The sequence below is a fragment of the Rhizobium sp. BK008 genome, assembly GCF_014197345.1.
GTDB lineage: Bacteria > Pseudomonadota > Alphaproteobacteria > Rhizobiales > Rhizobiaceae > Rhizobium > Rhizobium anhuiense.
On sequence record NZ_JACIFK010000003.1, the window covers coordinates 106,575 to 128,197 of the forward strand.

The 21,623-nt window shown below is 62.6% G+C and carries 21 protein-coding genes and 1 pseudogene; 9 read left to right on the plus strand and 13 right to left on the minus strand.

Annotation, left to right across the window (positions count from 1 at the left end; translation table 11 throughout):
* The first annotated feature begins 66 nt into the window (after window positions 1–66).
* Window positions 67–3,354 carry a GH36-type glycosyl hydrolase domain-containing protein gene (locus FHT69_RS15180; RefSeq protein ID WP_183905565.1) on the plus strand — a complete coding sequence of 1,096 codons (3,288 nt, stop codon included), beginning with the start codon at window positions 67–69 and terminating at the stop codon, window positions 3,352–3,354.
* A gap of 6 nt (window positions 3,355–3,360) precedes the next feature.
* On the opposite strand, the gene FHT69_RS15185 is transcribed toward FHT69_RS15180, so the two are convergent.
* The 3 genes from FHT69_RS15185 to kduI form a co-directional block, all read right to left on the minus strand.
* Window positions 3,361–4,104: a FadR/GntR family transcriptional regulator gene (locus tag FHT69_RS15185; protein WP_097630897.1), complete on the minus strand. Its 744-nt coding sequence runs from the start codon at window positions 4,102–4,104 to the stop codon at window positions 3,361–3,363.
* A 182-nt stretch (window positions 4,105–4,286) separates the two neighbouring features.
* Window positions 4,287–5,051 carry a 2-dehydro-3-deoxy-D-gluconate 5-dehydrogenase KduD gene (kduD, locus tag FHT69_RS15190; RefSeq protein ID WP_280178053.1) on the minus strand — a complete coding sequence of 255 codons (765 nt, stop codon included), beginning with the start codon at window positions 5,049–5,051 and terminating at the stop codon, window positions 4,287–4,289.
* Window positions 5,048–5,884: a 5-dehydro-4-deoxy-D-glucuronate isomerase gene (gene kduI, locus FHT69_RS15195; RefSeq protein ID WP_097630896.1), complete on the minus strand. Its 837-nt coding sequence runs from the start codon at window positions 5,882–5,884 to the stop codon at window positions 5,048–5,050. The genes kduD and kduI overlap by 4 nt, the downstream gene beginning before the upstream one ends.
* Between kduI and FHT69_RS15200 the strand changes: the two genes are divergently transcribed.
* The gene (locus tag FHT69_RS15200; protein ID WP_132573343.1) at window positions 5,864–6,346 is read left to right on the plus strand and encodes a hypothetical protein; all 483 of its coding nucleotides are present in this window, start codon (window positions 5,864–5,866) and stop codon (window positions 6,344–6,346) included. The genes kduI and FHT69_RS15200 overlap by 21 nt on opposite strands.
* Window positions 6,347–6,499: 153 nt before the next feature.
* On the opposite strand, the gene FHT69_RS15205 is transcribed toward FHT69_RS15200, so the two are convergent.
* From FHT69_RS15205 to FHT69_RS15230, 7 genes and pseudogenes are all read right to left on the minus strand, one after another.
* A complete protein-coding gene (locus tag FHT69_RS15205; protein ID WP_003548073.1) occupies window positions 6,500–6,646 on the minus strand; it encodes a DUF1127 domain-containing protein in 147 nt (48 codons plus the stop codon).
* 189 nt (window positions 6,647–6,835) lie between these two features.
* Window positions 6,836–7,816: a 3'-5' exonuclease gene (locus tag FHT69_RS15210; RefSeq protein ID WP_097594705.1), complete on the minus strand. Its 981-nt coding sequence runs from the start codon at window positions 7,814–7,816 to the stop codon at window positions 6,836–6,838.
* Between the two features lie 12 nt (window positions 7,817–7,828).
* Window positions 7,829–9,229, minus strand: coding sequence for a sensor histidine kinase (locus tag FHT69_RS15215; RefSeq protein WP_063476221.1), 1,401 nt, complete (start codon window positions 9,227–9,229; stop codon window positions 7,829–7,831).
* Window positions 9,226–9,900: a response regulator transcription factor gene (locus FHT69_RS15220; RefSeq protein WP_097544644.1), complete on the minus strand. Its 675-nt coding sequence runs from the start codon at window positions 9,898–9,900 to the stop codon at window positions 9,226–9,228. The genes FHT69_RS15215 and FHT69_RS15220 overlap by 4 nt, the downstream gene beginning before the upstream one ends.
* Window positions 9,901–10,046: 146 nt before the next feature.
* Window positions 10,047–10,349 carry a hypothetical protein gene (locus tag FHT69_RS34665; RefSeq protein WP_312865548.1) on the minus strand — a complete coding sequence of 101 codons (303 nt, stop codon included), beginning with the start codon at window positions 10,347–10,349 and terminating at the stop codon, window positions 10,047–10,049.
* A 32-nt stretch (window positions 10,350–10,381) separates the two neighbouring features.
* Window positions 10,382–10,645 (minus strand): annotated as a pseudogene (locus FHT69_RS34670) (rRNA adenine N-6-methyltransferase family protein); the annotation flags it as partial.
* Window positions 10,646–10,740: 95 nt separating this feature from the next.
* Window positions 10,741–11,631 carry a haloalkane dehalogenase gene (locus FHT69_RS15230; protein ID WP_183902942.1) on the minus strand — a complete coding sequence of 297 codons (891 nt, stop codon included), beginning with the start codon at window positions 11,629–11,631 and terminating at the stop codon, window positions 10,741–10,743.
* An 89-nt stretch (window positions 11,632–11,720) separates the two neighbouring features.
* On the opposite strand from FHT69_RS15230, the gene FHT69_RS15235 reads away from it, so the two are divergent.
* The 3 genes from FHT69_RS15235 to FHT69_RS15245 all read left to right on the plus strand — a co-directional run bounded on the left by FHT69_RS15235 (window position 11,721) and on the right by FHT69_RS15245 (window position 14,727).
* Window positions 11,721–12,143 (plus strand): MarR family winged helix-turn-helix transcriptional regulator, encoded by a 423-nt coding sequence (locus FHT69_RS15235; protein WP_097622830.1) that lies wholly within the window; start codon window positions 11,721–11,723, stop codon window positions 12,141–12,143.
* Between the two features lie 58 nt (window positions 12,144–12,201).
* Window positions 12,202–13,470, plus strand: a complete 1,269-nt coding sequence (locus FHT69_RS15240; protein ID WP_183905566.1) for an NAD(P)/FAD-dependent oxidoreductase — start codon at window positions 12,202–12,204, stop codon at window positions 13,468–13,470.
* 225 nt (window positions 13,471–13,695) lie between these two features.
* Window positions 13,696–14,727, plus strand: coding sequence for an aldo/keto reductase (locus tag FHT69_RS15245; RefSeq protein WP_097622832.1), 1,032 nt, complete (start codon window positions 13,696–13,698; stop codon window positions 14,725–14,727).
* A 108-nt stretch (window positions 14,728–14,835) separates the two neighbouring features.
* Here FHT69_RS15245 and FHT69_RS15250 read toward each other — a convergent pair whose 3' ends face one another.
* On the minus strand, window positions 14,836–16,620 hold the full coding sequence (locus FHT69_RS15250; protein WP_047613331.1) for an APC family permease: 1,785 nt from the start codon (window positions 16,618–16,620) through the stop codon (window positions 14,836–14,838).
* Between the two features lie 248 nt (window positions 16,621–16,868).
* On the opposite strand from FHT69_RS15250, the gene FHT69_RS15255 reads away from it, so the two are divergent.
* From FHT69_RS15255 to FHT69_RS15265, 4 genes are all read left to right on the plus strand, one after another.
* Window positions 16,869–19,238, plus strand: coding sequence for a DUF1989 domain-containing protein (locus tag FHT69_RS15255; RefSeq protein ID WP_183902940.1), 2,370 nt, complete (start codon window positions 16,869–16,871; stop codon window positions 19,236–19,238).
* 271 nt (window positions 19,239–19,509) lie between these two features.
* On the plus strand, window positions 19,510–19,719 hold the full coding sequence (locus FHT69_RS15260) for a cold-shock protein (protein ID WP_003548109.1): 210 nt from the start codon (window positions 19,510–19,512) through the stop codon (window positions 19,717–19,719).
* A 127-nt stretch (window positions 19,720–19,846) separates the two neighbouring features.
* Window positions 19,847–20,068, plus strand: a complete 222-nt coding sequence (locus FHT69_RS33965; RefSeq protein ID WP_047613334.1) for a hypothetical protein — start codon at window positions 19,847–19,849, stop codon at window positions 20,066–20,068.
* Between the two features lie 36 nt (window positions 20,069–20,104).
* Window positions 20,105–20,485, plus strand: coding sequence for a DUF6481 family protein (locus FHT69_RS15265; RefSeq protein WP_047613336.1), 381 nt, complete (start codon window positions 20,105–20,107; stop codon window positions 20,483–20,485).
* A 41-nt stretch (window positions 20,486–20,526) separates the two neighbouring features.
* Here the strand turns inward: FHT69_RS15265 and minE are convergent, their stop codons facing one another.
* Window positions 20,527–20,787, minus strand: a complete 261-nt coding sequence (minE, locus tag FHT69_RS15270) for a cell division topological specificity factor MinE (RefSeq protein ID WP_003574994.1) — start codon at window positions 20,785–20,787, stop codon at window positions 20,527–20,529.
* Window positions 20,784–21,599 carry a septum site-determining protein MinD gene (gene minD, locus FHT69_RS15275; RefSeq protein ID WP_018448670.1) on the minus strand — a complete coding sequence of 272 codons (816 nt, stop codon included), beginning with the start codon at window positions 21,597–21,599 and terminating at the stop codon, window positions 20,784–20,786. Before minD ends, minE begins: the two co-directional genes overlap by 4 nt.
* Window positions 21,600–21,623 lie beyond the last annotated feature (24 nt).

Here is a 21,623-nt window from a genome sequence, read left to right on the forward strand (position 1 = left end):
AAGATTTCTCTCAATCATTTTGCGTCATCCTCCAGTTCCCCTCTGAAGCCAATCGACGAGATCTCAATGGCCCCGAACCTCACGCGCAGTTTTCAAATGCCTCGACGCGAGGAGCTTGGCCTCGTCACGATCAGCAACGGGTCCGGCCTGTCGGTATCGGCCCTGCCGAACGGCACGCTGTTTGCCATCGAATATGCCGACGACAAGGGAACGGTGCAGATCAACCAGATCCAGGGATCGCCGCTGTTTGGCGGCGTCAGTCGCCTTTATCTGCGCATCGGCGGCGCGGCGCCTGAGGTCGTCGAGATTGTCGGGCCCCGCGCCAATGGCGGCTTCGGGCACGATGCGACGAGCCTTTCCTGGAGCGGCGAAACAGGCGATATCGGCTACGCCGTCCGTCTTGAGCTGCATCCTTCCGAAACGGCCTGGTTCTGGCGCGTCTCCATCCGGCATCGGAAGGATGGGACGCTGCCGGCGGATCTGGTGCTGATCCAGGACGTCGGTCTCGGCGATCGCGGCTTCCTGATGAACAGCGAAGCCTATGCCTCGCAATATGTCGATCACCATATTGCCGATCATCAGACATTCGGCCCTGTGGTGATGAACCGGCAAAATCTCAAGCAGTCGGGCGCCCGCAATCCCTGGCTCGCGCAGGGCTGCGTCGATGGCGCGGCTGCCTATGCCACGGATGCGATCCAGCTGGTGCAGGCGAAGAACCGTCTCGACGATCTGCTGGTCGGCCCCTTCGGCACCAGCCTGCCGAGCAAGCGGCGCCAGCAGGAGACGGCATGTCCCGCCATCCAGTCGAAATCGCTCTCCGTGCCGGCAAGTGGGGCGACCGCGACCTTCTTTGCCGTCTTCGCCGCCGACCATCCCGAGGCGTCGAGCGATGCCGACCTTTCGCGGCTCGATGGGCTGGCGACGACGGACAATACGGCCGCCGATATCGCAGAGGCGGCGCCGGTGCGCAGCCTGCTGCAGGATGCCGCCCTGCTGAAGGCCGAAACGCTGGACAAAAAGGCGATCAGCCAGCTTTACCCCCAGCGCAGCCTCGAAGAGCGGGTCGGCGGAAAGCTGTTGTCGTTTTTTGTCTCCGACGGCGTTTTGAACCGCCATGTCGTGCTGCGCGACAAGGAACTCATGGTGGCCCGCCGCCACGGCGCGATCGTTCGTAGCGGCCAGAATATGCTGCTCGACGATGGGACGCTTGCCGCGACCTGCTGGATGCAGGGCATTTTCGCCGCGCAGCTGACGATCGGCAATACCTCCTTTCACAAACTCTTTTCCGTGTCCCGCGACCCCTACAATCTGACGCGCGCCAGCGGGCTGCGCATCATGGCGGATCTTGGCGCCGGCTGGCAGCTGCTGGCGGTACCGTCGGCTTTCGAAATGGGTCTCAGCGATTGCCGCTGGATCTATCGCCTCCCCGAACGCACGATCATCGTTTCGGCGGTCGCCTCCGGCGAGGATGCGGCGATGCAGTGGACCATTTCCGTCGAGGGCACGCCGTGCCGCTTCCTGGTGTTCGGCCATGTCGTGCTCGGCGAGCGCGAATATGATGCGGGCGGCCAGATCGAATTCGACACCTCGGGCAAACGCATCCTTTTCCGGCCGGACCCGGCCTGGCTCTGGGGCGAGCGTTATCCCGATGCCAGCTATTGGCTGGTGAGTTCGACACCCGATGCCATCGAGGAGATCGGCGGCGACGAACTGCTTTATAGCGATGGGGTGGCGCGCAACGGCGCCTTCGTCGCGCTCCGATCCCGACCGACGCGGGTGATTTCCTTCGCCGTCGTCGGTTCGATGACCGATGCGGCGGAAGCCGAGCGCCTGGCGCAGCGCTATGAGGCCGGCGTCGCCGACGAGGCCATGCTTGCGCCGGCATCAAAATTCTGGCGCAACGCCGTCCGCGGCGTAACGATCGGCAGCACCTCGCCCGATCTTGCGGCGCAGACGGCCCTGCTACCCTGGCTCGCGCATGACGCCATCGTGCATTTGAGCGTGCCGCATGGCCTCGAACAATATACCGGCGCTGCCTGGGGTACACGCGACGCCTGCCAGGGTCCGATCGAATTCCTGCTCGCCTATGAGCATGACCGCGAAGCCAAAGAGGTGTTGAAGACCGTCTTCAGCGAACAATATCTGGAGAAAGGCGACTGGCCGCAATGGTTCATGCTGGAGCCCTATGCCAATATCCGGGCGGGCGATAGCCACGGCGATATCGTCGTCTGGCCGCTGAAGGCGCTCTGCGACTATATCGAGGCGACCGGCGATCTCGCCTTCCTCGACGAGAAAGTCTCCTGGCGCGATGAGAAGACGATGGCCAGGGCGAGGGAAGCCGATACCATCGCGATCCATGTCGAGAAGCTGCTCGATACCGTCCGTGAAGCGTTCATCCCGGGAACGCATCTGATCCGCTATGGCGAGGGAGACTGGAACGATTCGCTGCAGCCGGCCGATCCGCATCTGCGCGACTGGATGGTCAGCAGTTGGACCGTCGCCCTGCTCTATGAGCAGATCGTCCGTTATTCCGCGATCCTGCGCCGCCTCGGCCATGGCAACAAGGCCAAGGGACTGCGGAAGATCGCAACCGCGATGCGCCGGGATTTCAACCACCATCTCGTGCGTGACGGCGTCGTTGCCGGCTACGGTATCTTCGATCCCGCCCATGACGGCGTCGAATTGCTGCTGCACCCGAGCGACCGGCGCACCGGCCTGCACTTCTCGCTGATCTCGATGACGCAGGCAATGCTCGGCGGCCTGTTCACGCCGGCGCAGAGACGCGATCATATGAAGCTGATTAAAGAGCATCTGCTCTTCCCCGACGGCGTGCGGCTGATGGAGAAGCCGGCGACCTATGCCGGCGGACCCGAGACGCTGTTTCGCCGGGCCGAATCCTCCTCCTTCTTCGGCCGCGAGATCGGCTTGATGTATGTACATGCGCATCTGCGCTATTGCGAAACGCTGGCGCTGGAGGCCGAGGCGGAAAAGCTCTGGAAGGCGATCGCCGTCGTCAATCCGATTTCGATCACGTCAGCGCTGCCGCATGCGTCGCTGCGCCAGCGCAATACCTATTTCAGCAGCAGCGATGCGGCTTTCCATGACCGCTACCAGGCGGCGGCCGAATGGGAGCGCGTCAAGGCGGGAGAGATCGCTGTCGACGGCGGATGGCGCATCTATTCGAGCGGCCCCGGCCTCTACACCAGGAGCTTCGTCGAAAACATCCTGGGCTTCAAACGGCGCTTCGGCCGGCGCAAACGCAAACCGCTTCTTCCCGCGATCCACGCTTCCGTCGATCTGCACACCGACCACGCCGCCTGGCGGCGGCTGATGAGGCCGAAGCCTGAGCTGTAAAAAGGATTATACCGTAGCGTCGCGCAACACTTCGAAGCGCGCCGCACTTTTCGACAGGTGGGTCCGGATGGCACGGCGTGCGGCGGCCTCCTCGCGGTCACGGATCGCCGCGAATATCGCGTGGTGTTCCCGGCGCATGCGTGCCGCATGGCGCTTGCGCTCGACTGCCGTCATCTTGTCCAGGCGCGCCCATTGCCGCGGCACCATGATGTCCCCGAACGTATCGAAGAGGCGGCTGTAATAGGAGTTCTGCGTCGCGACCAGAATGGACCTGTGGAAGGCGTAATCCTCCTGCGCGCCGTAACCGCCCTCCTCGAGCGCCTTGTCGAGGGCATCGAGACGATCCTGCATGCGGTCGATATCGTCCTGCGTGCGTCTCAATGCGGCAAGGCCAGCGGCTTCGTATTCGATCCCCATGCGCAGCTCCAGCACGCGCAGAACCTCGTCGATCGATTGCAGGTCGTTGGGAATGATGGAGAAGGATCGGGTCGTCGGATCGTTCGCGACGAAAGCCCCAAGGCCTTGCCGCGTGGTGATCAGGCCTTTCGCGCGCAGCGCGGCGAGCGCTTCGCGAACGATCGTCCGGCTGACGCCGGTCGCCTGCATGATCGCCTGTTCGGTCGGCAGACGCTGGCCGGGTTTCAGGTCGCCGGACTCGATCTGCGCCGTCAACGTATCCGCAAGGCCGCTGCGCAGGTTATTGACCGGCTGCCGCATGGTGTTGAAGACCACCTTGTCCCTGTCCGTCATCCCTATTGAATCCTGCCTGTCGATGCGGCTGCGCCGGCCTCATATCCTTTTGCTAGCGCATGCCGGCGGGAAAGGCAAAATGACGCCGGTCACGGCAGCCTGATGCCGACAGCGCCGCGTATCTTCTCAGACGCGCGGCGCTGTCGCACTTTGAACTATGCAGTCGTCGTTCAATGGGCGGATCACCGCGCCAGCCAACCGCCATCGACGGGTAGCACCGTTCCATGCACGTAGTCGGACGCCGACGATGCCAGGAATACGGCAGCACCGCCGAGTTCGGACGGCGTTCCCCAGCGCCCGGCCGGGATGCGGGCAAGGATGGCGGCATTGCGGTCGGCATCCTCGCGCAGCGCCGTGGTGTTGTTGGTCACGAAGTAGCCGGGGGCGATGGCGTTGACGTTGACGCCCTTGCCGGCCCATTCGCAGGCCAGCAGCTTGGTCAGTCCGGCAAGCCCGCTTTTCGAGGCGGTATAGGACGGGATCCGGATGCCGCCCTGGAAGGAAAGCAGCGAGGCGATGTTGATGATCTTGCCCCTGCCCTTCTCAACCATATGGCGGCCGGCCGCCTGCGACAGGAAGAAGGCGGTCTTCAGATTGACGTCGATCACCGCATCCCAGTCCTCCTCGGTGAAGTCGAGCGCATCGGCACGGCGGATGATGCCGGCATTGTTGACGAGGATGTCGAGGCCGCCGAAAGTCTGGATGGTCTCGGCGACGATCCCCTTTACCGGTTCGATGCTGGCGAGATCGGCCTTGATGACATGGAAGCGGCTTCCCGCTTGCTTCACCAGCGCCTCGGTTTCGTCCATCGAGGAGCGGCCGACGGCGACGATCGACGCGCCGGCCTCGGCCAGCGCCGCCGCGATCGCCTGGCCGAGGCCGGTATTGGCGCCGGTAACGACGGCAGTCCTGCCGGACAGGTCGAAGGGATTGGCCACGGCGCTCACCTCAGATCCGCAATGGCGATATGGTCCATGTCGGTGAAGCTCTTATTGTCGCCGGCCATCGCCCAGATGAAGCTGTAGTTCTTGGTGCCGGCGCCCGAATGGATCGACCAGGGCGGCGAGATGACCGCCTGCTCGTTGGCGACGAGCATATGCCGGGTCTGTTGCGGCTCGCCCATGAAGTGGAAGACGCGCTGCTCGGCTTCGAGATCGAAATAGAGATAGGCTTCCATGCGGCGGTCATGCGTATGGGCCGGCATGGTGTTCCAGACGCTGCCCGGCTCGATCATGGTGAAGCCGAGCGTGAGCTGGCAGGACTGGCAGACGTCCGGATGGATGAACTGGTAGATCGACCGCTTGTTGGCCGTCGCGGCTTCACCGGGCGTCAGGTGACGGGCCTTTTCGCGGGTGAGCAACACGGTCGGGTGCGTTTGATGGGCCGGAGTCGAGACCAGATAGAACTTTGCCGGATTGGCGGCATCGGCGCTCTCGAACCGGATATCCTTGGCACCCTTGCCAGCATAGAGGCAATCATACTTGGCGAGATCGTAGCTGGTACCGTCGACGACGATACGGCCGGCGCCGCCGATGTTCAGCGCGCCGAGTTCACGCTCGGCGAGGAAGGTTTCCTGTCCGATCGCCGTCGGCGCCGTCAGTGTCAGCCCGGTATCGAGCGGTGTGGCGCCGCCGATGACCATGCGGTCGTAATGGGAATAGGTGAGCCGGATCTCGCCGCCTTCGAAGATGGTCTCGACCAGAAAGTGACGCCGCAGCGTTTCGGTGTCGAAATTGCGCACAGCCTCGGGATGGGAGGCATGTCTGACGTCGATCTGCATGTCGAATTTCCTCAGTTTTCGTTGTCGTCAAGCGTTGTTGCTGTCGCGAAAGCCGGCTCGGTTCGACCGTCCGTTCCGCTCGGCAATGAACCATACGGTTACATAGTTGTACGACAAGTTCGAAGTCAATATGTTTCTGCAGGCTCGCTCGCGGCAGCAAGCGGCCTCGGGAAATCCGGAATAAAATCAAGCACAAGCGGGAAAACTGTCATCTCCGAGCGATGGATCGCAGGTGCTCGTTTCTCAGCCCCGCTCGAATTTATGTCGGCCAAAACGAAAAAGCCTGCCGCGGGAGGAGGTGCGGCAGGCTTTCGAAAAGAACCGAACGACAGCTGGGAGGAGGAGTGCTGCCGTTCCACAGACGACCCTGGGAGGAGGATGGGGCGCCTGTATATCGAAGGGATGCGGGAGGAGGTGCATCGCTTCGATAGAAATAATCATACTTATTTCTTGCCCAGTTGATAGGCATTTCTTTGCAAGGCAGCTATGCGTTATGCGAAAAGCGGGCGGCTCGACTGCCCGTGATCCGTCCACCGGAAACACAAAAGCAAAGCGCCCGCTCGGGAGGAAGCAGGCGCTGGGCACAGTCTCGAAAATGCGTAGTCTTAGTTGCCGTTAGCGGGCGATGGCTGCGCGGGCGACATTGCGGATTTCGCTGCGGCCGATGCCGAGGTCGTCCAGTTCGCGTGCGGACATGCGACCCAGTTCAGCGACCGTCTGACGGTACTTGCGCCAGTTGTTAAAAGAGCGTGCTACGTTCATGATGATCCCCTTTCCGTGGGCTTTCGAAGCCTAGCTGCCAGTCCTTGGCGCTTCGTTCGCTTCGATGAGTTCTATATAGTACGAGACCTTCGATTGTTGCAGCGCCAATGCATCACTGCACCTATGCGGTGCCTGCATGGGTCGCTATCTATTGGCGATTTCGCGGTCACGATCGGAACCGCTTCGCGATCAGGATTTGAAGCGATCGAAGGCCGTCAGCCGCACGAGCGGTGGTTCTGCTTCTTTCCACCGGTAAATCTCCGCGCGCAGATAGGAAAGCTCGTCGCCGAGGCCGTCTTCGTCGACCTCGATCCACCACGACTTCAGCCGGCCATCGCTTCCATCCGACCAGCGATAGCCCCTCGCCTTCAGGTGGTCCTTCATCTCGAACGGGCTGTGTTCGGCAAAGATACGGATGCGCGAACGCTGGCTGGCGCGATAAAGCTCGGTGAACGGGCTTTCACTCTCGCCCTGCTCTCGATCGAGAATTTCCAGCAGCGCGTGGCAATCGTCCACCGCGCGATGGCCGTCATGGAAATATCCGGCCTGGCCGACGAGATAGCCGAGCTTCGTGCCCTCGAAACCGCGGGCGCTCCAGTCGATCTCCGACACCGAGCATGCCCAGGCCTTGCCGGCGAAAATTGTCGAGAAGGCCTCGCAGAACGGCCGGTCGAAACCGGCATTGTGGGCAATGATCAGATCCGCCGGCTCGATCAGGGACTGCAACGCCTGGATATCGATGACCTGTCCTTCGACCATCGCATCGGTGATGCCGGTCAGCCGGGTGATCTCGGGCGGGATCGGCCGGGACGGTTGTTGCAGGCCGCCATAAATGCCGACGATGTCGCCGATCGCGCCGTCATCGTTGAAGGTGAAGGCGACGGCGCCGATTTCGATGATCTCGTCGTTGCGGTGGTTGAGACCTGTCGTCTCGGTGTCGAGAACGACGCCGAGCCGCGAAAATCCCGGCCGTCTGACGGGCGCAATCGGCCGGGCGGCCAGTTTTCTCAGGATGCGATAATTGCCGCTCTCTTCCAGCGTCCGCGCCATGTCTTCTTGGGAAGAGCCGGCCGGCTGCGACGGCGGCCGGCGCGATGGACCGCGCGCCTTGGCGATCGCGGGCGATGCCTTGGCAAACATGTCGAGTTGCGAATCTCTATGCACGCTCATCGAATCTATATGTCACGGAGAGGCGATTGAATCCATCACTCGCGCCAGCCGCTGTGGAGTGTCCCCACCTGCGGCCCTCTCCAGCGGGAAGCTCAGCCGGCAGACCGCGCCGGGATTGCGGTTGTCGATCGTCACCTCGCCGCCATGCAAACGGATGATGTCGCGAACCAGATTGAGGCCGAGGCCGGCGCCGCGTCCGTCATGATGGCGCTTGAAGAAGGGCTCGAATATCCGATCCCGGACATCGGCGGGAATGCCTGGTCCCTCGTCGCTGACCTCGATCCAGTTGCAGCCTGACGTCAGCGAGATGATGCCTTTCCTGCCGCCGTGGTTGATCGCGTTCTGCAGGATGTTCATCAGGGCGCGCTGCAGCGCCAGAGGATCGCCGTCGATCTCTCCGGCGCCGTCGACCTCGAACTGCACCGTATAACCGGCGGCAAAGGCCAGCGGCGCCATCTCGATGATGACCTTGCGCGCCAGCTGCCCCAAATCGACCTTGCTGAACTGGACCTTGCCCTGTTTCAGCCGCTGAAGATCGAGCATCTGCTCGGTGAGGACGGCGAGCCTTGCGGCATCTTCCAGAAGGTCGGTCTTGATCGAACTGTGCGGCAGGGATCCAATTCTCGTATTCAGAATGGCGATTGGCGTGCGCAGTTCATGAGCAGCGTCGGTCAGGAACCGCTCCTGCCGCTCATACCCCTCGTCGAGACGGCCGAGCGCGCGGTTGACGGCACGCACCAGCGGCGCGATCTCGTCGGGAATATCGTCTGCCGAGAGCCGGCCGCCGCGCTGGTCGATATCGATCGTATCGGCCTGCAACGCGGCCTGGTCGATCCCGACCAGCGACCTTCGCACGACGAGCGGCGTTGCGATCAGCGCTCCCAACGCCATCACCGCAACGATGGGAATCACCATTTTCGCAAGGATCAGCGAAACGCCGAACAGGAAAGGGGCGAGCGGGTTGGGGCCGTCGGTGCCGGTCAGGAACTGCACCTGTCCCCCATCCATCGCAATCCACTTCATCCTTGCCGCCGGACGGTCGTGGTCGCCGAGATTCTCGCCGAAGCGCGCCTGGCCGACATGATCGAGCGTATTGCCGATGCTGGCATATTCTTCCGGAATCCGGCCCTCGGTCAAAACATGCCCCTGCATGTCGCGAATGGTGTACCAGAGATCGGGCGCATCTTTCCGCAACTGCCTGATATCCTCGGTCTCCCTCAGGCCCAACGCTCCGGTGGGCTGGCGGAAGACGGCCTGGCGCAGAATCTCGATCGTACCTTCCGTCGACCGGTAATCCCATATCTTGGCCACCGAGATCAGCACGATCATCACCAGGATGAGCACGACCGACTGGACGGCAAGAAGCCGCCAGAACAGCCGCTTGTGCAGCGAATAGGAGCAATGTTTGCTCATGATGCCTCACGCAGGAGATAACCCACGCCCCGGATAACGTTGATGACCACGCCCGCCTGCGACGCTGCCAGCTTGCGCCGCAGCCGCGATATGTGGGAATCGAGCGCGTTCGACTGGATCTCGTCGTCGAAGCCGAAAACCGCTTCCATCAAGGCCGGTCGCGGCACCATGCGGCCGGCCCGGCGCACGAGGCATTCGAGCACCAGCGCTTCCCGGCGCGGCATTTCCAGACGCCGGCCGGAGACGATGATCTCGCAATAGGTCGGATCGAATGAAAGCCGGCCGATCGAGATCAGCGCGGGGCGCAAGGTTTCGGAGCGGCGCATGACGGCACGCAGCCGCGCCAGAAGTTCGTCGAAGACGAAGGGCTTGGCGAGGTAATCGTCGGCGCCGGTCTCCAGGCCGGTGATCCTGTCTGGAACCTCTCCCTTGGCGGTGATGACGATGACCGGTAGCGTCAATCCCCTTTTGCGGATCTTCGGAATAAGCTCAAGACCGTCGCCGTCTGGCAGCTGCCGATCCAGGAGGACGGCGTCATAGGCGCCGTCGCCGATCACCAGTTCGGCGTCGCCCAAGCTCGAAACGTGGTCCATCACCATGTCGTGCCTGGTGAGCGCCCCTCGGAGTGCTGCGGCCATTTGAGGTTCATCCTCGATCAGTAATATGCGCATCTCACATTCCTGTCGCAGGGCCTATGGGGGCTTGTCGGGGCCGTCGATCCATAGGTGGAAACCATATCACCCTCAAGCAAGTCTGCGGTGCCCGTGGCGTATCGAATGCAAGAGCGCCGCTTCGTCGCAAAGGATCGTATCCGTCATCAAGCGCGGCGCTGCTCGATCAGGGCCATTGGCTGGTAGCGGCGGCTGATGCGATAGACCGCGGCCGGCGGAATATTGCGCAACGTCCAGCCGATCTTTTTTGAGACAAGGCCGAGGGCGTCGAGGATTTCGGCAGGCACCGGGCATTTCGGCCCGTAGGTGAATTGATAGAAGGCGCCGTGCGGCCTGAGGTTGGCAAAGCAGTCCTCGAGCAGCGCCTGCACGTCGTCCGGCCGCATGGCAAGAAGCGGAAGCCCGCTGACGACGCCGCCGAAGAAACTTCCGGAAGCGACGTCTTCCACATCTGCCGCACGTCCACCTGCAGCACCCTGGCATCGGGAAAGCGGTCCTGCAACAGCGTGGCGAAATCACGCTCGTATTCCACCAGCGTCAGATCCCGCTCGGCAATGCCGCGTTGCAAAAGGGCCGCGGTGAAAACGCCGGTGCCCGGACCGAGTTCGAGAACCGGCCCGGTGAGCGCAGAAATTTCCTTGGTCATCAGGCCCGCAAGGCGGGGGCCTGATGGTGTGATCGAAGCGATGCGCAGCGGCGCGCAAAGCCAGGCGAGAAGAAAGCGTCGTCGATCGAAACGGGGCATTGGACCTTCACAGCGGCTGATTGATCCCGCCCATGAACCGGCTCAACATTGCAACAGTCTGTCATGGCGCAGTCACGGTGACGCAGACGCAGATTTTATACCTGAGACTCGACCTTCGGCTGCGCTGCCCTGAGACCCCTGCTGTCGATCCAGCTTTTGATTTCGGCGGCAATCGCCTCGGGCTGGTCCTCAGGGGCAATGTGGCGCGAAGGCCCGCACCCCCTGGTCTCCAGGCCTGCGATGTTGTCGCGGCACCACGAAATCATCTCGCTGCCGATCAACAGCGTTTCGGCAGGCCCGTCGAAGGTCAGCAGCAGCTTGGGAGTCTGAGGACTGGCGGAAAGCCAGCGGTCATAGTTCTCGATCCTGGCGACCACATCGGCCGGCTCGCCGTTGATGGGCATGGCGCGCGGCCATTCCAGCAGCGGGCGCCGGCTGTTACGGTCCGGATAGGGAGCGCGGTAGACATCCCAGTCGGCATCGCTAAGCCCTTTCAGCGTGGTTGCACGCAAGGCCTGCTCAATGAAGAAATTTTCATCGAGGACCTTGGCCTCGCCTGTTCCGGCGCCCCGCAACAGTTCATAACGCGCCTTTCCGCCGCCTGGCAGATCCTCCCAACTCATCGGCCGCAGGATGGTTTCCATGAAGGCGATGCCGCGCACACGTTCGGCGTGGCGCGAAGCCCAGTCGAATGCCAGCGCACCGCCCCAGTCGTGGCCGACGAGCACGACGTCGTCGAGGTCAAGCGCCTCGAACCAGGCGTCGAGATAGGCGATGTGATCGCCATAGCGATAGTCGATATCGGGTTTGCCGGAGCGTCCCATGCCGATCAGATCGGGCGCCAGGCAACGGCCTGGCCCGACGCCTGGCATGATGTTCCGCCAGAGATGCGATGAAGTGGGATTGCCGTGGAGGAAGACAATCGGGTCGCCCTCCCCCAGTTCCTCGTAGGAGATGAACGAGGTGAGAATATCGATGGTCGGCATATGGAGCTCCGCGCTTTCGTGCTATATAGGCAGGCAACTGTCCATTTATCATATAGACAGGTAGCTGTCTATATTGCCGCGGGGGTTTCATGGCGTCTTCGTCCCTTGGCCTGTTGTTGCGTCTGGTCCATCAGCATTGGACACAGGCTGTCGAAGCGGCACTCGATGAGGCCGGCTACGGAGATATCCGCCCGCCGCACGCCAACGTCTTCACCTTCGCGCGACCCGAGGGCATTCAGGTCAGCGAGCTGACCAAGCTCGCCCGTGTTCGCAAGCAGACGATGACCCAGGCCGTGGAAGAACTCGAGCGCTTGGGTTATGTCGAGCGCCGGCCCGATCCGAACGATCGGCGCGGCCGGCTGGTGTTTCTGACGGAAAAAGGCCAAGGAGTCAGGCCGATAGCGATGGCGGCGGGCCGGCGCGTCGATGAAAGCTGGGCCGCCTTGACCAGCCAGCAGCAAATGGACGATCTGCGGACAGCGCTCCGGCGGCTGCTGGCACAGTTGCAATAGCGAAGCGGCACTGCCTTGCCCCTTTCCACTTAACCGTCGCACGACCGAAGGAAAATAGATGCCTGGTGACGATAGCAAGGGTGCCGACGCGGATGTAGTCATCATCGGCGGTGGAGCTGCCGGTATTGCCGCCGCCCGTCGCCTGCAGGCGCTCCGCCCGGATCTGTCCATCCTCCTGCTTGAAGCCGGCGATCGTCTCGGCGGGCGCGCCTGGACGGTTGGACTGCCTGACGCCGATATTGCGCTCGATCTCGGCTGCGGCTGGCTGCATGGCGCGCGGACCAATGCCTGGACTGCGATCGCCGGCGAGGTCGGACTGACGGTCGACCGCACGCCGGCGCCCTGGAACGACGGCGGACGCCAGCTTCAGCGTGATGGCGCGGAAGCGCGTGCCGCAAGGCAGGCGATCGGCGCCTATTTCGAGCGTCTCGAGAGCCATGAGGGGAATGACGCCGCCATGGCCGAATTGCTCGAGCCCGGCAATCCCTGGAACGGCCAGATCCGTGCGATCGGCACTTATATCACCGGCGCCGAGCTGGAGCGGTCGTCAATCGTCGATTACAACAGATATGATCCCGGCCCCGGTCCCGACTGGCGGGTGCGCGAGGGTTATGGAACGCTGGTCTCGCGTTACGGCAAGCCGGTTCCGGCAAGGCTCGGCACCGAGGTGACGCGCATCGACCACCGTCATGCCGGCCGTATCGGCATCGAGACGAACCAGGGTGTGCTCCGTGCCCGCGCCGTGCTGGTGACCGTGTCGACGAATGTGCTTGCCGCCGGCAGGATCGCCTTCGACCCGCCTCTGCCGGACAAGATCGAGGCGGCAGCCCGTTTGCCGCTCGGCCTCGCCGACAAGCTCTTCCTGAGGCTCGCAAATCCGGAGGCGCTGCCGGCGGATACGCATATGCTCGGTTCCACCAGTCGTGGCGCGACCGGCACCTATCAGCTCCGGCCGTTCGGCGCGCCTGTCGTCGAGGCCTATTTCGCCGGCGACCTCGCGCATGATCTGGAAGGGCAAGGCAGCGAGGCCGCCTTTTCCTTCGCGTGCAACGAATTGGCAGCGCATTTCGGCGCTGACATTCGCAAGCAATTGTCGGTCGCCGCACTGTCGGCCTGGGCCGCTGTGCCCCATATCGGCGGCTCCTATTCCTATGCCGAACCCGGCGCGTCCAATTTGCGCGGCCGTCTCGCCGCGCCGCATGACGGGCGGATCTTCTTTGCCGGCGAAGCCTGTTCGACGTCGCGCTATTCAACGGCGCACGGCGCCTACGAGACCGGGGTTGCTGCGGCCGATCTGATCGCCGGCTCGTTTTCGCAAAATCCGTAACCGTCGCCGGCTGCGACGGCAGGCGGGAAAATTTTTTTCTCACTTGTCGCGAGGGCGGGATTGGCTATGCTCCCCCTCGCCCCTGCGCTGCGAGCTCAGGGCGCGGTACGTCATCCGGCGGCAAGCGGCCGCCTCAAGCTCAATATTGTCATTGATTGCAGGAGCCCCGGCTTCTACCCCGACCGTTTGCGCGTCGGCTGCGGGTATCCGCATGAGGAGGAAGAAATGGACTATCGCAAGCTCGGTCCCAGCGGGACCGTCGTCACCGCCTATTGCCTCGGCACCATGACGTTCGGCGCGGAGGCTGACGAGGCCGCCTCGCATAAACTGCTCGACGATTATTTCGCCTGGGGCGGCAATTTCATCGATACCGCCGATGTCTACAGCGCCGGCAAGTCGGAAGAGATCATCGGAGGCTGGCTGAAAGCGCGCCCGACCGAGGCCCGCCAGGCGATCGTCGCCACCAAGGGGCGTTTCCCGATGGGCAACGGACCCAACGATATCGGCCTGTCGCGCCGGCATCTCGGCCAGGCGCTCGACGATTCTCTGCGCCGCCTCGGCCTTGAGCAGATCGATCTCTATCAGATGCATGCCTGGGATGCGCTGACGCCGATCGAAGAGACGCTGCGCTTTCTCGACGATGCGGTTTCCTCCGGCAAGATCGCCTATTACGGCTTCTCCAATTATGTCGGCTGGCACATCGCCAAGGCCTCGGAAATCGCCAAGGCACGCGGTTATACCCGCCCGGTGACGCTGCAGCCGCAATATAACCTGCTGGTGCGCGACATCGAACTTGAGATTGTCGCGGCCTGCCAGGATGCCGGCATGGGCCTGCTGCCGTGGTCGCCGCTCGGCGGCGGCTGGCTGACCGGCAAGTACAAGCGCGACGAGATGCCGACGGGTGCTACCCGCCTCGGTGAAAACCCCAATCGCGGCGGCGAATCCTATGCGCCGCGCAACGCGCTGGAGCGAACCTGGGCGATCATCGCTGTTGTCGAAGAGATCGCCAAGGGGCATGGCGTCAGCATGGCGCAGGTGGCGCTCGCCTGGACGGCGGCACAGCCGGCGATCACCTCGGTCATCCTCGGCGCCCGCACGCCCGAACAGCTCGCCGACAATCTCGGCGCCATGAAGCTCAAGCTCTCCGATGATGACATGGCAAGATTGAACGAGGTGAGCGCCCCTCAGCCGTTCGACTATCCCTACGGCAAGGGCGGCATCAACCAGCGCCACCGCAAGATCGAGGGCGGCCGCTGAGTCTCCGCCCATAACCGGATGAGTCGTCTCGCCCGGTCTGCAACACCAACGAAGAAAGCCGCCATGTTTCCATGGCGGCTTTTCGGCCTTGCTGCTTGGGAGGCGATTTTAGGCCGGAAGCTGGAAGATCACGTTAGCGATCAGGACGATCGCCAAGCCGCCGGCGAGCGCGAGATAGGGCAGGATGCCGGCTTTCTTGACGCCGAGATCCTGGCCGACGAGACCGAGATCCTCCATCGCGCCGGCCGGGAACTTGCCGCCGTCGCGCACATAGTGGCGATAGGCGAAGACCGGCAGGATCAGGGCGGCGAAGATGAAGCCGACCCAGAGCGCATTGGAGTAACCCCAGACCTTGGCGCCGGCGCCGAGGAAGAGGGCGTTGACGAAGGCGAGCACGGTGTTGAGGCCGATCAGCCACGTCGGCGCCTTCCAGGGGCGTTCGATATGGCCGGAATCCACCCGGTGGATCCAGCCGGAGTTGAGGTTCAGGAAGTTGAAGATGATGTAGCCGACATTCGAGACGGCGAGCACGAAGAAATAGCCGCCGACATCCGAGGCGATTGCCAGCAGGAAGAGATTGAAGGCGAAATCGGTCCACATCGCCCGCGTCGGCGCGCCATTCTCATTGACGTGGTCGAGGTATTTCGGCAGCCAGCCGTCCTTCGAGCCCTGGTAGAGCGTTCGCGAAGAGCCGGCCATCGCCGTCATGATGGCGAGGAAGAGCGCCATGATCATCAACACGACGAGCAGTTGGGTGACGACCCGGCCGGCGCCGATCAGGCCGCCGAGCGCTTCGGCAACGCCGGTGCCGTCGACGATGCCGGGGGCGAGCATGCCTGCATGGCCGAGAACGCCCTGGAAGGCGAAGGGGACGAGGAAGAAGAACAGGCAGCAGGCAAGGCCGGAATAGAAGATCGCCTTGAAGGTGTCGGTCTTCGGGTTCTTCAGTTCGCGGGTGTAGCAGACCGCCGTCTCGAAGCCGTAGGTCGACCAGGCGGCGATATAGAGGCCGCCGAGGAAGAGCGTCCAGCCGCCGTTGCTCCAGGTGCCGTCGGCGGCGGCATAGGCTGCCGTCGGCGGCACGAGGCCGGTGACGTTGGTGGCAAGGATCTGGCCGCTGACGATCGGGTAAAGACCGATGATCAGCAGCGGCACCAGCACGATGATGGCCAGCCACTTCTGTACGCTGGCCGTTTCCGAGATGCCGCGATGCTGGATCGCGAAGATGATCAGCATCAGGATGCCGCCGATGAAGAAGGTGGCATTGATATTGGCGGTGGCAAGGAAGGGGATGTTGAAGGTGACGAGCGACCAGTTGCGGATCGCCGGCGTGAGCGCCGCGACACCGTCGGTGCTGAGCAATGCCTTGACGGCGTCATCGGGGGTGGTGCCGGCATGGGCGGCGATATATTCGGCGACGCGGGGGCTATCGGCCGTGATGGAAGCGGCATGGGCGGCTATCCAGTCGAGGACCATTTGCGAATCCGCCGCCGGAATCGGGTAGAAGGCATTGAGGATGTAGCCGGCGGCGATGGCGCAGCCGAGCGACAGCACCGGCGACCAGGCAAACCAGTTGCACCAGACCGACAGCGGCGCGATGAATTTCGAATAACGCAGCCAGGCGGTGGCGCCATAGACCGAGGCGCCGCCGGATTTGTTGCCGAACATGCCGGCGATTTCGGCATAGGTGAAGGATTGCAGGAAACCCATCACCATCGAGATGATCCAGACGACGAAGGCGAGCTTGCCCGTCGTGCCCGCGATACCGCCGATGGAGAAAAGAACGAGCGGCGGCACGCCCGCAGCCACCCAGAATGCGCCCTTCCAATCGAGCGCGCGTACAAGCTTACCCTCGGTGCCGGATGCAATTCCGGCCTCCACAACATCTGTCATCGGTGAAATTCCCCATTCGATTTGTTCCGGACGTATCTTTGTACGTCTCCCTGAACGTGTCTCCCTGACAGTCTCAAGCCGGCCCGGATGATTTTGGCGATCCGTGTTCCCGACGGATTCCCCGAGTCTCAACTCTTTATACATAGTGAAGATATTTTCTTTTTAGTCAACATGACTTTACTTTCCCGAGGCATTTTGTAACCTGTATGGGTGTGCCCCAGGGTACGCCGATCCCCCATGAGGGCAGCATGCGAGAACTTCATCCTGCTATGAACGGCCTGCGCCCGGCGACTGCGAGCCTCGTGCATTATCCCGGCATTCCCACCCTGCCGGAGGGAACCGAGCGCTACCGGGCAAAGGGCGGCGGATCGGTCGTCATGCGCGTCGCGCCGGGCGACCGCGTCAGCGTCATCGACAGCGAGGGCGGGCAGGTCTGCGAGATCTCTTTCCTCGACGAAAAGGGACGGTTCCGGGCAGCCGGTCTTGGTGCGGCATTCAGCAATTCAGCCGAGGGTTTGAAGGCCATTCTTCAGGCAGAGCATGAGAGCGCCGCCCGCACGCGCGTAGCGCTTCTGCGCCGCGGCGCCGATCTGGCTTCGGCCGGGGCGCTTCGCATTTTCGGGGCAGGATCGACCCCGGGCAGCCAGGCGGATTTCACGATTGCCATGAAGGGCCTGCTGATCGTCGCGGCACCCGCCGCGGCCATGTCGCCGGAGGCGCAGGATACGGCGACGCCGATCGAGATCAGGATCAAGCGCAGCCTGTTGATCCGCGATTACGCCTCGGCCCTGCCGGAACCGGTCGCCGATCCGGTCGAGGATATCCGCATCCGGGCGGCGACCGCCGCTGCCTATTTCGTACGTGCCGGCGAATTCATCCAGATCATCGACGTCTATGGACGCCAGTGCACCGATTTCCAGGCGTTTGCCGCCCGCAAGGTCGACAAAGGCCTCGATCTCGCGCTTGATTCCACCGTCACCCGCACGCTGCTCGGCCGCAGCTATCCCATGCCTGGCCTGCCCTCCAAGGCCTTCGACCGCGACTTCGAGCCGCTGGTCGAGATCGTCCAGGATACGGTCGGCCGTCACGACGCTTTCGCGACCGCCTGCAATGCGCGTTATTACGACGACATGGGCTATCCCGGCCACGTCAACTGCACGGATAATTTCAACGCGGCGCTGGCGCCCTACGGCATTGCCGGCCGCAAGGGCTGGGAAGCGCTGAATTATTTCTACAACACCAATATCGACCACAACAACCAGCTCTATCTCGACGAGCCATGGTCGCGTCCCGGCGATTACGTGCTGATGCGGGCGCTGACCGATCTCGTCTGCGTCTCCTCGTCCTGTCCCGACGATATCGACGCGGCGAACGGCTGGGATCCGACGGATATCCACGTCCGCACCTTTTCCGGAAAAGAGAAATTCTCACGAGCGGTAGCCTATCGCATGACCCCAGATGCCGACGCCGAACTGACGCGCGAAACCGCCTTTCATCCTCGCCTCTCCGCCTTGACGCGGGACTACGCCGAATATCGCGGCTACTGGCTGCCGAACCGCTTTTCCAGCGAAGGGCCGGTCGAGGAATATTGGGCCTGCCGCGAGCGCGCCGCCGTCATCGATCTCTCGCCCTTGCGGAAGTTCGAGGTGACGGGGCCGGATGCCGAGGAACTGCTGCAATATTGCCTGACGCGCGACGTGCGCAAACTGTCGACCGGCCAGGTCGTCTATTCCGCCATGTGCTACGAAAACGGCGGCATGATCGATGACGGCACGCTGTTCAGGCTCGGCGACAAGAATTTCCGCTGGATCGGCGGCGATGATTTCAGCGGCATATGGCTGCGTCAACAGGCCGAGAAGAAGGGCTTCAAGGCCTGGGTCCGCTCCTCGACCGACCAGATGCACAATATCGCCCTCCAGGGGCCGAAGAGCCGCGATATCCTCAAGCAGATCATCTGGACGGCGCCGCGCCAGCCTGAAATCGGCGAGCTCGAATGGTTCCGCTTCACCGTCGGTCGCATCGGCGGCTTCGAGGGCGCCCCTGTCGTCGTCTCGCGCACGGGCTATACCGGCGAGCTAGGCTATGAGATCTTCTGTCATCCGAAGGATGCGCTGACGGTGTTCGACGCCGTCTGGGAGGCAGGCCAGCCGCATGGGTTGAAGCCGATGGGGCTGGAGGCGCTCGACATGGTCCGCATCGAGGCGGGCCTGATTTTCGCCCATCACGAATTCACCGACCAGACGGACCCGTTCGAGGCCGGCATCGGTTTCACCGTGCCGCTGAAATCCAAGCAGGATGATTTTATCGGCCGTGAGGCGCTGATCCGGCGCAAGGAGCATCCGCGCCACCTGCTCGTCGGCCTCGACATCAAGGCCAACGAGGCCGTCGGCCATGGTGATTGCGTCCATATCGGCCGGGCCCAGGTCGGCGTCGTCACCAGTGCCACCCGCTCGCCTGTTCTCGGCAAGACCATCGCGCTCGCCCGCATCGACGTGATGCATGCAAGCCCCGGCACCGAGGTCGAAATCGGCAGGCTCGACGGCCACCAGAAGCGCCTGCCGGCGACGATCGTGCCGCTTTCGCACTACGACCCGCAGAAGTCGCGGCCGCGCTCATAACCCGTGCTCTTTGAGGTCTGAGGCGGTGATCGGATTTTCGGCATGCAAGGCGGTCGATATACAACCTAATGGAGATTTCGCTATTCCAAAAAACTAAAAGTTGACAAACTCGGCTTGGATGACTATATTCCGGTTGTCGATATTGCTTGTTTGACTTTTGTTATCGCACGCTAGCAACGTGCCCTGGACGAACTTCCCTCTTCAAAATCGAGATCATCATCCGCCGTGCTTGCGCACGTGCGGTCTGTCAATTGCTATGAAAGGGTTTGTTATGACCACTGGCACAGTTAAATGGTTCAATTCCACCAAGGGCTTCGGCTTCATTCAGCCTGATGACGGCGGCGCTGACGCCTTCGTTCACATCTCTGCCGTCGAGCGCGCCGGAATGCGCGAAATCGTCGAGGGCCAGAAGATCGGCTACGAGCTTGAGCGCGATAACAAGTCGGGCAAAATGTCCGCTTGCAATCTCCAGGCTGCCTGAGCTGAAATCTGCTTTCCTTTGACCGCGGATGTACCGGCACTGCCGAAAGCATGATACTATCAAGGTCAGGCAATTTGCCTGGCCTTTTTGTTGCGTTCGCTGAGCGGCGCATGAATCCAGGACGGATATGACAGAGTCACATAGCAAATCACGCAAGCAGGCGGAGATTGCCTTTGGAAACGCGCAATCGCAATTCCTGGCGCGAAGCCGTGCGGTTGAGGAAGTCGATCAGACGGTGCGGGCCCGCGAAGAAAAGACCTTGCGGTTACGCGAAGCCCGCGAGGCCAAGGAGTTGCAGGATCGCTTGACAGCGGTTACCGCTCTTGCCGCAAAGAAAAAGAAAATCTGACCTTCGGGCCAGACATCCAACAGTCAGGAAACAGATTTGAAAAACGCCAGAAACAACGAGCTTGCCGATCGCCGCAGCGCCGCTGCCGAAGCCAAGGCCGCTCTCCTCAATGCGTATCGTACCGCCAAGGATACGGCTGAACCCACCCGGCTCGCCAAGCAGGCGGAGCGCCAGGCCATTGCCGCGGCCAGGGAAGAACGGCGTGCTGCGCGCGAACGGGTCAAGCTCGAGGAACTGGAGCGGGCTCAGGCCGCAGAAGCCGAGCGTCAGGCTGCCGCCGAGGCCGCCGCACGCGCCGAGGCCGACGCGCGCGAAGCGGCTGACAAAGACCGGATCGCCCGCGTGATTGCCGATGAAGCGGCCCGAAAGGCCGAACGCGACCTGCGCTACGCCAATCGCAAAGCCAGAAAGTCCTGACTGTCGGCGCCGCCTGTCGACACGACAGGCAGCGCTATCTTTCAAGCCGCCTGCACGGCTGCATTCAGCGGGATTTCGACGTCGATTTCCAGCGTCGAGACGTACTCGTTGCGATCGATCGTCACCTGCACCTTGTCATGGTCGAGCTGCACGTGTTTTGCGATCACCGCCAGGATTTCCTCACGCAGCAGCGAGACCAGGTCCGACCCCGCCGAGGAACGTTCATGGGCGAGAAGGACCTGCAGCCGTTCGCGGGCGGCCGGTGCTGTTCTCTGCTTGTTGAAAAGACGGAAAATATTCATGCTGCCCTCCGTCCGAAGATCTTGCCGAAAATATTCCTCTTTTCCTCTGGGATCGCGATCGGCACCGTCTCGCCGGCGAGCCGGCGAGCGGCATCGAAATAGGCCATAGCAGCCGCGCTGCGGCTGTCTGCCAGCGTGACCGGCGCGCCGATGTTGGAGGCACGCAGGACATCCATGCTTTCGGGTATGATGCCGAGCAGCGGGATGGAAAGGATTTCCAGGACGTCGTCGACCTTGAGCATGTCGCCGCGTTCGGCGCGGTTGGCGTCGTAGCGGGTGAGCAGCAGGTGCTTTTCCATCCGTTCGCCGCGTTCGGCCTTGGCGGTCTTGGCATCCAGCAGGCCGATGATGCGATCGGAATCGCGCACCGACGAGACTTCCGGATTGGTGACGACCACGGCAACATCGGCGTGGCGCATGGCAAGCGTCGCGCCGCGTTCGATCCCTGCGGGGCTGTCGCAGATGATCCAGTCGAAATAGCGCTTCAGGTCGTTGATGACGCGCTCGACGCCCTCGGCCGTCAGATTGTCCTTGTCGCGCGTCTGCGAGGCCGGCAGCAGGAACAGCGTTTCCAAACGCTTGTCGCGGATCAGCGCCTGGGTAAGCTTGGCGTCGCCCTGGATCACGTTGATCAGGTCGTAGACGACCCGGCGTTCGGCGCCCATCACGAGGTCGAGATTGCGCAAGCCCACGTCGAAATCGACGACGACGACTTTTTCATTGCGTTGCGCCAGCGCCGCTCCCAATGCGGCGGTCGAGGTGGTCTTGCCAACCCCGCCCTTGCCTGACGTGACGACGATCACTTTCCCCATCATTGTCTCTCCTTTGCCGTGGCC

Coding starts and splice junctions, on each gene's coding strand:
- FHT69_RS15260 (WP_003548109.1), top strand. CDS start 19,510: ATGACCACTGGCACAGTTAAATGGTTCAATTCCACCAAGGGCTTCGGC.
- FHT69_RS15180 (WP_183905565.1), top strand. CDS start 67: ATGGCCCCGAACCTCACGCGCAGTTTTCAAATGCCTCGACGCGAGGAG.
- FHT69_RS15185 (WP_097630897.1), bottom strand. CDS start 4,104: ATGACGGACAGGGACAAGGTGGTCTTCAACACCATGCGGCAGCCGGTC.
- FHT69_RS15230 (WP_183902942.1), bottom strand. CDS start 11,631: ATGCCGACCATCGATATTCTCACCTCGTTCATCTCCTACGAGGAACTG.
- FHT69_RS15240 (WP_183905566.1), top strand. CDS start 12,202: ATGCCTGGTGACGATAGCAAGGGTGCCGACGCGGATGTAGTCATCATC.
- FHT69_RS15205 (WP_003548073.1), bottom strand. CDS start 6,646: ATGAACGTAGCACGCTCTTTTAACAACTGGCGCAAGTACCGTCAGACG.
- FHT69_RS15210 (WP_097594705.1), bottom strand. CDS start 7,816: ATGAGCGTGCATAGAGATTCGCAACTCGACATGTTTGCCAAGGCATCG.
- minD (WP_018448670.1), bottom strand. CDS start 21,599: ATGGGGAAAGTGATCGTCGTCACGTCAGGCAAGGGCGGGGTTGGCAAG.
- FHT69_RS15250 (WP_047613331.1), bottom strand. CDS start 16,620: ATGACAGATGTTGTGGAGGCCGGAATTGCATCCGGCACCGAGGGTAAG.
- minE (WP_003574994.1), bottom strand. CDS start 20,787: ATGAATATTTTCCGTCTTTTCAACAAGCAGAGAACAGCACCGGCCGCC.
- FHT69_RS15255 (WP_183902940.1), top strand. CDS start 16,869: ATGCGAGAACTTCATCCTGCTATGAACGGCCTGCGCCCGGCGACTGCG.
- FHT69_RS15235 (WP_097622830.1), top strand. CDS start 11,721: ATGGCGTCTTCGTCCCTTGGCCTGTTGTTGCGTCTGGTCCATCAGCAT.
- FHT69_RS15220 (WP_097544644.1), bottom strand. CDS start 9,900: ATGCGCATATTACTGATCGAGGATGAACCTCAAATGGCCGCAGCACTC.
- FHT69_RS33965 (WP_047613334.1), top strand. CDS start 19,847: ATGACAGAGTCACATAGCAAATCACGCAAGCAGGCGGAGATTGCCTTT.
- FHT69_RS15200 (WP_132573343.1), top strand. CDS start 5,864: ATGTCTGACGTCGATCTGCATGTCGAATTTCCTCAGTTTTCGTTGTCG.
- FHT69_RS15215 (WP_063476221.1), bottom strand. CDS start 9,229: ATGAGCAAACATTGCTCCTATTCGCTGCACAAGCGGCTGTTCTGGCGG.
- kduI (WP_097630896.1), bottom strand. CDS start 5,884: ATGCAGATCGACGTCAGACATGCCTCCCATCCCGAGGCTGTGCGCAAT.
- FHT69_RS15245 (WP_097622832.1), top strand. CDS start 13,696: ATGGACTATCGCAAGCTCGGTCCCAGCGGGACCGTCGTCACCGCCTAT.